This window comes from Noviherbaspirillum malthae (assembly GCF_015352985.1).
Taxonomy (GTDB): domain Bacteria; phylum Pseudomonadota; class Gammaproteobacteria; order Burkholderiales; family Burkholderiaceae_D; genus Noviherbaspirillum; species Noviherbaspirillum malthae.
Genome location: NZ_JACYXF010000028.1, coordinates 59,617 through 70,893 on the forward strand (window position 1 = coordinate 59,617; position 11,277 = coordinate 70,893).

Here is an 11,277-nt window from a genome sequence, read left to right on the forward strand (position 1 = left end):
GTTCCACAGATTAGAAGTGCCTAATGGCAAATCTAATCGAGGAACATGCATGGACAACACTTCGGTATCTCTCCAACCAGACATTGCCTCCGCCGGGCAGGACATGGCCGTCGCCATTGATGCGCCTTCTGGCAAAACGCAGGATGCGTCGTCGGCGCTAGAGCCGGACTTCAGGGGAAGGAGCCCCTGCGTGGTTGCAAAACGCGATATCCCAGCGGGCGAGATAATCGCCCGCGTCTCCAAATGCATGCTACTCACTTCCGATGCCGCCGCCGCATCGCCGCCGGTGCGCCGCTTGCTCGAAAGCGGCGAGCCTTTCGCACAGGAAGTCTTGCTGGCGGTGTTCCTGCTTGAAGCCGGGCGTGGCGACGGAAGTCTCCATTACCCAAGCATGTGGCAGGGACTGACGAGAGATCCACTATTCCTGCCCGCCCATGAACTGGACATGCTGCGCGGATCGTACGTTGTGCCGGCGCTGCACGCTTGCCGTGCGCAGTTTTCATCGGAATATGCGCGTCTGTCCGCGATTCTGCCCGACGGCGGAGCCGGTACGCTCGACGACTATCTGCGTGCGCGCAGCACCGTCATGGCGCATGCCCAGCCGATCGACACGGCACAGGGACAGGTCCTGGCCCTGCTGCCGGTACCGGCCATGTTCAGCCATGACGCCAACGCCTGCGCACGATGGGAAAATGCGCCGCAGGAGTTCGTTCTGCGCGCGCAGCGCGCCGTCCAGATGGGCACGCGGCTGCCGCTGGCCTATAGCGCATGGGCCCGCAACGAAGCCCTTGCGCCGCTGGCTGCCCTGTACGACGGCGAATCGAACCGGAAGACCGATCTCGTTCTGCCGGAATCAGCCGCCGGATGGCCGGACCAGCATGCAAATGAGCTGTTCGGAAACCTGCGTGACGGAAAACGGGTATTCAGGATTTCAAGCGATCATGATGATGCCTCGGCGCGCCAATTGCTGGCTTACCTGCGCACAAGCTCCTGTCTGATCGTCAATACCGCGGACGGCGAAGCGCGCGTTGGCGAGGCGTTGAAAGAATTCATCGCCGGCGGGAGGACACGCCCCATCTGCCGCGACAGCGAACTTCTTGCAATGCAAACCTTGCGTGCGGCCTGCCAGCACCAGCTTCAGGGCTTCGGCTCCTCCATTCAGGAGGATGAACGACTGCTTGAGGAGCATGCATCGGGTTCCCTCCAGCACAGCATTACCGCCCTGCGGCTTCAGGAGAAGCGAATACTGGCTTCGTACATCGAGGTTGTCGATGCCGCGCTGCCGCTCCTTCGGAAGTACGATGAAAATTCCGGAACGACATTCTCCGACTATCTTGGACCCTTGGTCACGGACACGTCCGCAACGGAAAGGACGATCTTCGTCAGCATTGCGTCCTACCGCGACCCGCTCCTGTGGACCACGGTGAAGGAATGCGTGAACAATGCCGAGCGCCCGGATCTCCTGCGCTTCGGCATCGTTGATCAAAACGATGCCGACGCCGGCGATGACCTTGCCCGCCTGTCATTCGCGCAGCATATCCGCTATGTGAACATCAAGCCGCGCGACAGCAGGGGCGCATGCTGGGCCCGGTCAATTGCATTCGGCCTGTATGACAATGAGGATTATCTTCTTCAGATCGACTCGCACACGATCTTCGACCGCGGCTGGGACCGCATTCTGAAGACCCAGCTTGAAGAGCTTTCCGAGAACAATCCGAGAAGCATCCTCTCCTGCTACCCGTGGGCATTTGAAATCGAAGACGGGCAGGCGGTACGCAAGATCAATTCGCAGGGCACGCTGGCACTGCGCCCGGTACCGAACTCGACGCTGACGGAAGACTCGCCGGTGATGCTGTTTCACCCAGTTGCCCAGCCAATGACTGCGCATTATTACGCCTTTGAGTTGAGCGGCAATTTTCTTTTTACCCTCGGCAGCTTTATCGACGAAGTTCCTTACGATCCTCACCTGTATTTCCATGGCGAGGAACAGAACCTCACGATACGAGCTTATACCCACGGCTGGGACATGTACCACCCGCGCGTGATCCCTCTTTACCACCTTTACAAGAAACCCGAACGCGTTGAGGGAGACACCCCCAGGCATTGGGATGACAAGGACAACGAGTCCCGGCAGACGGTCTGGTGGAAGCTGGAGGACGCGTCGAAGCGCCGGATGTGCCAGCTGCTCTATACGAACTCAGTCAAGGGGGCTTACGGACTCGGCAGCGTGCGCAGCCTGGATGACTTTTCGGCGTACAGCGGGATCGACTACCGTCAGCGCACCGTCAATCCGCGCGAGCAGGTTCCGGTGCCGGACACACAGATTTGAGTACGGATGCGAGTTCCTGCTTCGCCTGCTCAGTCGAATACATACATGCGCGCCCGCATCGAATCCGTTCGCCGCACAGATTGGCTGTTGCGAGCCGCGCCGGGGCCCGCAGCCGCCGTCTGCTTGGGAAAAGACATTGGATGATGGACGCGCATTCGATGCCTGATCGGGATGCTCTTGAGGCAGCTGCATGATTCATTCTGGTGCCTCCGATTGACGCCTGGTGGTGCGCCGCTTGATCCAGATCCAATTCCTCTCCTGTGTTCCGGCAGGATTTGCCTGCTTCTCATGCTGGCATCGTTTATGCAACTTGGAGAAACAGCCGTCCAGCTTGCCCATTTCGCCCATTGATGAAGCATCGACCAAGCTGCACGCATTCTTCCGTTCGCTTACTTGCAAGGGAGGTTTGGCATGAGAATCGCCCTGGTTTCCAACGAACCGCCGCCTTACCGCATTCCCGTTTTCAAGCTGGCCGCCCAAGAACCCGGCGTCGAATTTCTGGTGATATTCTGCTGCAGGCGCGAGCCGAATCGCCTGTGGGATCTGCCGTCGCTGGAATTTCCGCATGCATTCCTGAATGAGCGCATCGTTACACGCAACGGGCGATACATTCATAACAACCCGGACGTGGTCAGTGTGCTGAGGCGCTATGCGCCAGACATGGTGGTGACCGACGGATTCAATCCCACCCATCTGTATGCCTTTGCCTATGCAGCGTTGGCGCGCTGTGCGCACGTGGCGATGACGGACGGGACGGATGCATCTGAAAAGAGCCTTGGCATCGTGCACCGGGCCGTCCGCCGCATCGTCTACTCCCGCTCGCAGGCCTATGTCGCGGCGAGCGAAGGAGGTCTTCGGCTGTTCGGCCAGTATGGCATTGCTGCAAGCGACATGTTCAAGTCCTGCCTGTGTGCCGACAACAGCGCGTTTGACGCGAACATGTCCGACGCACCACCGGGTGAAAAGCGCTACGACTTCATCTTTTCCGGCAGGCTGGAGGAGGTAAAGAACCCCTTGTTCGCCATAGATGTGGCTGTCTCCGCGAGCAAGAAGCTGGGCCGGAAGCTCGGCATTCTGTTTGCCGGCGCCGGTAGCATGGACAATGCGCTCAGAGCCCACGCGGCTGCGAACGCCCAGTGGATCGATGCCGGGTTTCATGGTTTCGCCGCACAGACGCAACTGCCGTCGCTCTATCGATCGGCACGCATTTTTCTGTTCCCCACGCTTTGGGATCCCTGGGGCGTGGTGGCCAATGAAGCTTGCGCTGCCGGACTCCCGGTGATTGTTTCACCGAATGCCGGAGTAGCGGGCGAATTGGTGCGGGATCAGCAGAATGGCTTTGTCTGCGACCTCGATGTCGATGCGTGGGCCGCAAAGGCCGTGGCGTTGCTGAGTAATCCTGTGACTTACCGGCGCTTTTCCGAAGCATCTTCCAGCTTGGTTCGCGCTTATACCTATCGCGATGCTGTCGACGGCCTGATTGCTGCATGCCGGCATGCGCAGGGCGCGCCTCGCGCGGTGATGCAGACAACCGGAAAATAACGGCAAAGGAAACCGCCATGCAAACGATGAGAGATGCCGGTGTGATGCTGATTCTGGACCTTGCTGCCGACCTTACGATCCTGGTGTTCTGTACCGCCTGCCTGATCGACCTGGCTTGTGAAAAACTGGAGACTGCACTGCTCACCCTGGTAGAGCATTGAGTTCGGGTCGAACACGCTTTTCACCTCATTGAAATAGTGCGGGCGGCCTCTCCTGCACCTGGCCGGTGCGTCATGCTGCATCGCGCGGGTGCGCATTCGGCCCGGAATCCCATGCCGAAGCAGGCATGCTGATTGCTGTTATCCGGCAAGACCGTTCATAGGCACGGCCTCGAACATGACTGAAGTGAATGCCATGCTCCAGTCGTGCCTGAGGCCGTGCAGCTGAACCTTCTCCCCCTTCGCTCGACCTGTTTCGCAACACATTGAAGGTAGCGCACTCTTTTCCTTATAGTTCAATCCAGGAGCCACGATGGATCGCCACGACGTCACCAAGAAAATCATTTCCGCAAAAGTCGCCAAGAAAATGCGCTGGGCCGATATCGCCGAAAAAATCGGCCAGAGCAAGGAATGGACAACCGCCGCCATGCTTGGCCAGATGACGCTTGACGCAAAGCAGGCAGCTGTTGCGAAGGAGTTGTTCGGGCTGACGGATGAGGAGACCGCATGGCTGCAGATCGTTCCCTACAAGGGCTCGTTACCCACCGCGGTGCCGACCGATCCGCTGATCTATCGCTGGTATGAAATCGTCAATGTCTACGGTGCGACTATCAAGGAATTGATTCATGAGGAATTCGGCGACGGCATCATGAGTGCGATCGACTTTTCCATGGACATCCAGCGGGAAGCCGATCCGAAAGGCGACCGCGTACAGGTTGTCCTGAGCGGCAAATTCCTGCCTTACAAGAGCTACTGATCCGCACAACCGAAAGCGAAGGCCCGCATTTCTGCGGGTCTTTGACATTTGGGCGTTCGAGAGCGGAAGCAGTCAGGCGAGAACCGTGTTTTCTGCCTCGCATGTCGGCATTGCGTCCGTACCGCACTGGATGCGTTGACCGAAGATCGACCGGTGTAGAAGTTCCCCCGCTTATACCAATCCCAAGGTAGAACGTGCCAGATGAGATCGATGGATTTTTAGCCTGGCAAGGCCGAGTTTGCAGATCAGGAATCCATAGCGGGGCTATGGATGACGAGCACAACGCCGACAGGCGGAAAAAGACGCGAGCTCACGGCATGTCATGACTTGGGATTGGTATTACCAAGATCCATGCCCTATTGCCTCCAGAAGGCGGCCAGTTGTTTTCCTTCAACGATTGACTTAAGCCTGATGCAAAGGCCGCGCATATGCGAGCTGCTCCGAGCATCGCAGTGCCTTCATCTAGCCGCGCAATATGTTTCCAAACTCGGCTATCTCTCATTTTTCCGAGCATGTACAAGCGATTCCGGCATTGGAAAAATGCCAGAGCGCAAGGAACCGCAAAATCGGGCAAGCCCACTTAATCATAAGTGGCATCCTCAATGAACGCTACGCCATCTGCGTTCAAGGGAATGCATGGGCAGGCTGTGTACCGTACCTGTGCATGCAGATAATGCGGGGCCGCTCCAGGAAGTAAGTCATTTTCAATAACGGAATAGATTGTTTACAAGAAGGAGAGGATTAGATGGGAAAGGTGAGCGGTAACTTCAGCGGGACGCAGCATCTCCAACATAAGGCAGGTAATGAGGGAGAGTCCCCCAAGCATGCGCCTGACAAGGATGCGGAAAAGAATAAACCTGATGATGGAGATATTTTGGATCCTCCAAAGATCACCCACGCACAGGACCATTTCAAGGACCCTCCAAACACCGCCGTCGTGCAGAACCCTTTCAAGGACCCTCCACGGATCACCCACGCACAGAATCCTCCGTCGTCGGGATCGACTCATGGTGCAGAGCCGCCTGATTCGTCGAAGCCACCGCAGCCGCCTGAACCGGCGAAGCCGCCGCAGCCGCCTGAACCGTCGAAACCGTCGCAGCCGCCTGAACCGTCGAAACCGTCGCAGCCGCCTGAACCGTCGAAACCGTCGCAGCCACCTGAACCGTCGAAGCCGTCGCAGTCGCCTGATCCGTCGAAGCCGTCGCAGCCGCCTGAACCGTCGAAGCCGTCGCAGCCGCCTGAATCGTCGAAGCCGCCGCAGCCGCCTGAATCGTCGAAACCGTCGCAGCCGCCTGAACCATCGAAGCCGTCGCAGTCGCCTGATCCGTCGAAGCCGTCGCAGTCGCCTGATCCGTCGAAGCCGTCGCAGCCGCCTGAACCGTCGAAGCCGTCGCAGCCGCCTGAATCGTCGAAACCGTCGCAGCCGCCTGAACCGTCGAAACCGTCGCAGCCGCCTGAACCGTCGAAGCCGTCGCAGCCGCCTGAATCGTCGAAGCCGTCGCAGCCGCCTGAACCGTCGAAGCCGTCGCAGTCGCCTGATCCGTCGAAGCCGTCGCAGCCGCCTGAATCGTCGAAGCCGTCGCAGCCGCCTGAATCGTCGAAGCCGTCGCAGTCGCCTGATCCGTCGAAGCCGTCGCAGTCGCCTGAGCCACTGCAAGGCTGGACACTAGGAGAAGGGCGAGCGCTGAGAGAGTTGATAACGAAGTCTCAAATACACAGTTCCGTTTTTACTCGTGATGATTTAGAGCAGATAGCGAATGGCTCTTGGGATAAATATCCGGAAGCCCGAGGAAGCCTTACGGTAGAGGAAGTAAACGCTGCGAAGAGACTGCTGGCCAATGATGGGGCATTGATAAAGACTCTTGACGAGGCATCGGATGGATCTTTAAATGCCTTCGAGCTTCTAATGGGGTTTAGACAGCTGATGTAAGATCGTTCGGGTCTACCAAGCGCCCATCAAGAGGTTGGTTTATGAAGCACTTGGCATCAACATCATGAGCGACAGCGATTCCTTCATGGAAAAACCAGTGGGAATCGCAGTCACAGGGCGAACGTGTTCAAGCCCTCATGCATGGAGAAATTATGTTTTACATGAATATTTGATCATCGCTAAAAAACAAAGGCCCGCACTCTGCGGGCCTTTGTTCGTATTGTATGCGTCATCCTGCACTGGTAGGACCGAATCCGGTCACAAGCGCATGACCGTCTGCATTACACCTTGACGGAATCCGCGACGTCGCTGAATTCCTTCAGTTTGTCGAAGTTCATGTAGCGGTAGATGTTGGCGGCATTCTTATCGATGACGCCGGTGTGCTCCATGTACTCCGCCTTGGTTGGGATCTTGCCGAGTGCCGAGCAGACCGCAGCCAGTTCAGCCGAGCCAAGGTAGACGCGCGTGTCGAGACCGAGGCGGTTCGGGAAGTTGCGAGTCGACGTCGACATGACGGTGGCACCCTTGCGCACCTGAGCTTGGTTGCCCATGCACAGCGAGCAGCCCGGCATTTCCATGCGGGCTCCGGTACGGCCGAGCGTGCCGTAGTGGCCTTCCTCGGTCAGCACCTGCTGGTCCATCTTGGTGGGCGGAGCAATCCACAGGCGTACCGGAATATCGGTCTTGCCTTCGAGCAGCTTGGACGCTGCGCGGAAGTGGCCGATATTGGTCATGCAGGAACCGACGAAGACTTCATCGATCTTGTCGCCGGCGACTTCGGACAGGGTCTTCACGTCGTCCGGATCGTTCGGGCAGGCCACGATAGGCTCGTGGATATCTGCCAGGTCGATCTCGATGACAGCGGCGTACTCGGCATCCGCGTCGCCCTTAAGCAGCTGCGGGTTGGCCAGCCAGGCTTCCATCGACTTGATGCGGCGCTCGAGCGTGCGCTTGTCCTGGTAACCGTTGGCAATCATCCACTTCATCAGGGTGATGTTCGAGTTCATGTACTCGATGATCGGTTCCTTGTCGAGGTGGACGGTGCAGCCTGCGGCGGAACGCTCTGCGGATGCGTCGGACAGCTCGAACGCCTGTTCGACCTTCAGCTGCGGCAGGCCTTCGATCTCAAGAATGCGGCCGGAGAAGATGTTCTTCTTGCCCTTCTTCTCGACGGTCAGCAGTCCCTGGCGGATTGCATACAGCGGGATCGCATTGACGAGGTCACGCAGGGTGACGCCCGGCTGCATCTGGCCCTTGAAACGAACCAGCACCGATTCCGGCATGTCGAGCGGCATGACGCCGGTGGCGGCAGCGAATGCCACCAGGCCGGAACCTGCCGGGAAGGAGATGCCGATCGGGAAGCGGGTGTGCGAGTCGCCGCCGGTGCCGACGGTATCGGGCAACAGCAGGCGGTTCAACCAGGAGTGGATCACGCCGTCGCCCGGGCGCAGCGCCACGCCGCCGCGGTTCTCGATGAAGGTCGGCAGTTCGCGATGAGTCTTGACGTCCACCAGCTTCGGATAGGCAGCGGTGTGGCAGAAGGACTGCATCACGAGGTCGGCGGAGAAGCCGAGGCAAGCCAGGTCCTTCAACTCGTCGCGTGTCATCGGACCTGTGGTGTCCTGGGAGCCGACCGTGGTCATCTTCGGTTCGCAGTAGGTGCCCGGACGAATGCCGGTGCCTTCCGGCAGACCGCAGGCGCGGCCGACCATCTTCTGTGCGAGCGAGAAGCCCTTGCCGGAATCGACCGGGTTCTGCGGCAGGCGGAACAGGGTGGACGGTGCCAGGCCGAGCGCTTCGCGTGCCTTGGCGGTCAGGCCGCGGCCGATGATCAGGGGAATGCGGCCGCCGGCGCGTACTTCGTCGAAGATCACATCGGACTTCACCTTGAATTCGGCGATGACTTCGCCGTTCTTCAGGGCCTTGCCTTCATACGGACGCAGTTCGATGACGTCGCCCATTTCCATCTTGTTGACGTCGAGTTCGATCGGCAGCGCACCGGCATCTTCCATGGTGTTGTAGAAGATCGGAGCGATTTTGCTGCCGAGGCAGACGCCGCCGAAACGCTTGTTGGGGATGTAGGGGATGTCTTCGCCGGTGAACCACAGCACGGAGTTGGTCGCCGACTTGCGCGACGAACCGGTGCCGACCACGTCACCGACATAGGCGACCAGATTGCCTTTTGCCTTGAGCGCTTCGATTTGCTTGATCGGACCGATCTTGCCCGGCTCGTCCGGCTCGATTCCTGCACGCGGGTTCTTGAGCATCGCCAGGGCGTGCATCGGGATGTCAGGACGCGTTGTCGCATCCGGTGCGGGCGACAGATCGTCGGTATTGGTTTCGCCGGAGACCTTGAACACAGTCAGCGTCATGCTCTGCGGGACTTCCGGACGGGATGTGAACCACTCGGCATCAGCCCAGGATTGCAGTACGGACTTGGCGTTTGCATTGCCCTTGTCGGCCAGTTCCTTGACGTCATGGAAGTAATCGAACATCAGCAAGGTCGTCTTCAGACCTTCTGCAGCCACAGCGCCCACTTCTGCATCGCCCAGGAGATCGATCTGCGGCTTGATGTTGAAGCCGCCCAGCATCGTGCCCAGCAGACGGGTCGCTTCCTTGCGAGAAATCAGCGCACAAGTTTCTTCGCCCTTTGCCAGCTTGCTAAGGAATGCAGCCTTGACCTTGGCAGCGTCGTCTACACCGGCCGGCACGCGGTAGGTAATCAACTCCACCAGGAACTGCTCTTCGCCGGCAGGGGGATTCTTCAGCAGCGCAACCAGCTCTTCAGTCTGCTTGGCGGACAAGGGAAGCGGCGGAATGCCAAGCGCAGCGCGTTCGGCGACATGTTGACGGTAGGTTTCTAGCATGGGGCGCTCTTCGGTTACGTGATTGAACAAAAGGCGAAGATCCGGATTGCGGCGCCGGCTTGATCCGACTTGATGCCCGACTCGCAATACAGGGTCCCGGTCTAGTATTGCGGCCAGGACAACTCTTCTATAAGACATAAGAGTTTATCGCAAAACGGGCCGGAAATCTTGGACCAGGAAAAATTTTTCCGTTCGAGCGCAGGCAATACAACGGGATTCAAAGCGGAAAACAAGCAATGTCTACCGTCTTTTACCGCGTCATTGGCTTTTTTGGCATCCGGAATCACCTTGATGGTTCTTACCAAGAGTACGGAAAACTAAGGAAGACCTGCAAGCTGAGAGGTACCAAGCCGGGGTTCATTATTTCGTGTATTCGATTTCACGCTTCAAGGCCTCAATGTTGGATGTATACCGTTGAATGATCCCTGTCGCGGCTTTGCGAGACAGCGCCTCAGCAAGCCCGGCCTGTTCCAACTGCAATTCGTTTGCGAGAATGGCAAGCCGTTCACTGTCACGAGCTTTCTGTACCGCCGGAGCAATGCGTGGATAGTCACTTGCGATGGAACCTGAAGATTTGAAGCCGACTTTTGACTTAGGGATGAGATGAGGCACTTCGGCGACTTTCGCTGTCGCTGTCGGTGTCGGTGTCGGTGTCGGTGTCGGTGCTGATGCTGGTGCTGATTTGGGTATGGGCGCAGGTGTGGGTGATTGGGCCGGTTTTAAGGTTGCCTGCGGTATTGGAGGCATAAGTTCTGGTGCCTCTGCTTTTCCAGGTGCAAGACGTATGGGTACGTTGCTGTAGATCGTCACGCGATTAATCGCATCTTCTGCCTTATAGATCGTTGCATGCACAGGGGATGACGTCGTGCTCGTGCAGATCAATAGCACGAGATGAGAAAAGAGACGTAGTTTTAGCGCATGTGAGTGCCGTCGGTTTGCAGGCCATGTCTGGTTCATCCGACAGTTATGTGAACACTCGCTGGAGGCGCCCCTGCGCTTCTTGAAACAGTAAATCGTGGTGGCGTCCAAATTGGAATGGCCGCGCGAGTTAACGATATGCGCCGCCGTGTATGAGGATGAGTCAAACGTAAGCATGAATTGCAATCTCTAGAGAAACCGTGGTGATGAGTGGTTTGTTTTTTCACCAAGTTCCATGCATCAATTTGCAGATTGACTTTTTATTTAACTAGAGCGTTTTCATCTTGACTGGCTCAGGCGAGACCGGGGCGAATTGCTATTCGGCCAAGGCTTGGCTGCGCGACATGGCGAGCTCGGGACCCCTGACCATGGCAAGGACGACTCGGCATCCCCGCACAACGCACTACCGGAAGCGATTCGCACGGGATCGACGAGCGGGTCAAGATGAAAACGCGCTAGCCTTGCGGCCTCTCGCTTACCAAGCTTCCGGCAATGAGACTTAAATTTCATGTTCGCAGGCTTGGCTTTTGAACGTTTCGTTTAGATAGACAGGCTTTCCGCCATTTTGAGATTGGTGACTGATGTTTGAAGAGGACTCGCGTTTCCATGCAATTCCGATTGCGCAAAGCAAACAGCCCTGCGTCCGGGAGGAGGCAGGGCTGATGCGGTAGAACTAGCCTGACGATTACCTACTTTCACACTGGTTGCAGCACTATCATCGGCGCGATGTCGTTTCACGGTCCTGTTCGGGATGGGAAGGGGTGGGACCAACTCGC

At 57.9% G+C, this 11,277-nt stretch carries 8 protein-coding genes and 1 rRNA gene; 4 read left to right on the forward strand and 5 right to left on the reverse strand.

Features of this window, described 5'->3' with window-relative positions; genetic code table 11:
* The first annotated feature begins 49 nt into the window (after window positions 1-49).
* Window positions 50-2,329: a GlcNAc-transferase family protein gene (locus tag IGW03_RS23230; protein ID WP_194724912.1), complete on the forward strand. Its 2,280-nt coding sequence runs from the start codon at window positions 50-52 to the stop codon at window positions 2,327-2,329.
* Window positions 2,330-2,524: 195 nt separating this feature from the next.
* Here IGW03_RS23230 and IGW03_RS23235 read toward each other — a convergent pair whose 3' ends face one another.
* Window positions 2,525-2,896, reverse strand: a complete 372-nt coding sequence (locus IGW03_RS23235; RefSeq protein ID WP_194724925.1) for a hypothetical protein — start codon at window positions 2,894-2,896, stop codon at window positions 2,525-2,527.
* 93 nt (window positions 2,897-2,989) lie between these two features.
* Between IGW03_RS23235 and IGW03_RS23240 the strand changes: the two genes are divergently transcribed.
* The 3 genes from IGW03_RS23240 (at window position 2,990) to cynS (ending at window position 4,786) form a co-directional block, all read left to right on the forward strand.
* Window positions 2,990-3,871 (forward strand): glycosyltransferase family 4 protein, encoded by an 882-nt coding sequence (locus IGW03_RS23240; RefSeq protein WP_228535971.1) that lies wholly within the window; start codon window positions 2,990-2,992, stop codon window positions 3,869-3,871.
* A gap of 17 nt (window positions 3,872-3,888) precedes the next feature.
* The gene (locus IGW03_RS23245) at window positions 3,889-4,032 is read left to right on the forward strand and encodes a hypothetical protein (RefSeq protein WP_194724913.1); all 144 of its coding nucleotides are present in this window, start codon (window positions 3,889-3,891) and stop codon (window positions 4,030-4,032) included.
* Between the two features lie 310 nt (window positions 4,033-4,342).
* Window positions 4,343-4,786 carry a cyanase gene (cynS, locus tag IGW03_RS23250; protein ID WP_194724914.1) on the forward strand — a complete coding sequence of 148 codons (444 nt, stop codon included), beginning with the start codon at window positions 4,343-4,345 and terminating at the stop codon, window positions 4,784-4,786.
* A 968-nt stretch (window positions 4,787-5,754) separates the two neighbouring features.
* Here the strand turns inward: cynS and IGW03_RS23255 are convergent.
* The 4 genes from IGW03_RS23255 to rrf form a co-directional block, all read right to left on the reverse strand.
* Window positions 5,755-6,438, reverse strand: a complete 684-nt coding sequence (locus IGW03_RS23255; protein WP_194724915.1) for a hypothetical protein — start codon at window positions 6,436-6,438, stop codon at window positions 5,755-5,757.
* Between the two features lie 559 nt (window positions 6,439-6,997).
* Window positions 6,998-9,583, reverse strand: coding sequence for a bifunctional aconitate hydratase 2/2-methylisocitrate dehydratase (locus IGW03_RS23260; RefSeq protein WP_194724916.1), 2,586 nt, complete (start codon window positions 9,581-9,583; stop codon window positions 6,998-7,000).
* Window positions 9,584-9,943: 360 nt separating this feature from the next.
* On the reverse strand, window positions 9,944-10,540 hold the full coding sequence (locus IGW03_RS38255; RefSeq protein ID WP_228535973.1) for a hypothetical protein: 597 nt from the start codon (window positions 10,538-10,540) through the stop codon (window positions 9,944-9,946).
* Between the two features lie 637 nt (window positions 10,541-11,177).
* Window positions 11,178-11,277, reverse strand: a 5S ribosomal RNA gene (gene rrf, locus IGW03_RS39285); the annotation flags it as partial.

What these genes read in the sequence shown, in the direction of transcription:
- IGW03_RS38255 (WP_228535973.1), bottom strand. Translation starts at nt 10,540, where the DNA reads ATGAACCAGACATGGCCTGCAAACCGACGGCACTCACATGCGCTAAAA.
- IGW03_RS23260 (WP_194724916.1), bottom strand. Translation starts at nt 9,583, where the DNA reads ATGCTAGAAACCTACCGTCAACATGTCGCCGAACGCGCTGCGCTTGGC.
- IGW03_RS23245 (WP_194724913.1), top strand. Translation starts at nt 3,889, where the DNA reads ATGCAAACGATGAGAGATGCCGGTGTGATGCTGATTCTGGACCTTGCT.
- IGW03_RS23230 (WP_194724912.1), top strand. Translation starts at nt 50, where the DNA reads ATGGACAACACTTCGGTATCTCTCCAACCAGACATTGCCTCCGCCGGG.
- IGW03_RS23235 (WP_194724925.1), bottom strand. Translation starts at nt 2,896, where the DNA reads ATGCGGAAATTCCAGCGACGGCAGATCCCACAGGCGATTCGGCTCGCG.
- IGW03_RS23240 (WP_228535971.1), top strand. Translation starts at nt 2,990, where the DNA reads ATGGTGGTGACCGACGGATTCAATCCCACCCATCTGTATGCCTTTGCC.
- cynS (WP_194724914.1), top strand. Translation starts at nt 4,343, where the DNA reads ATGGATCGCCACGACGTCACCAAGAAAATCATTTCCGCAAAAGTCGCC.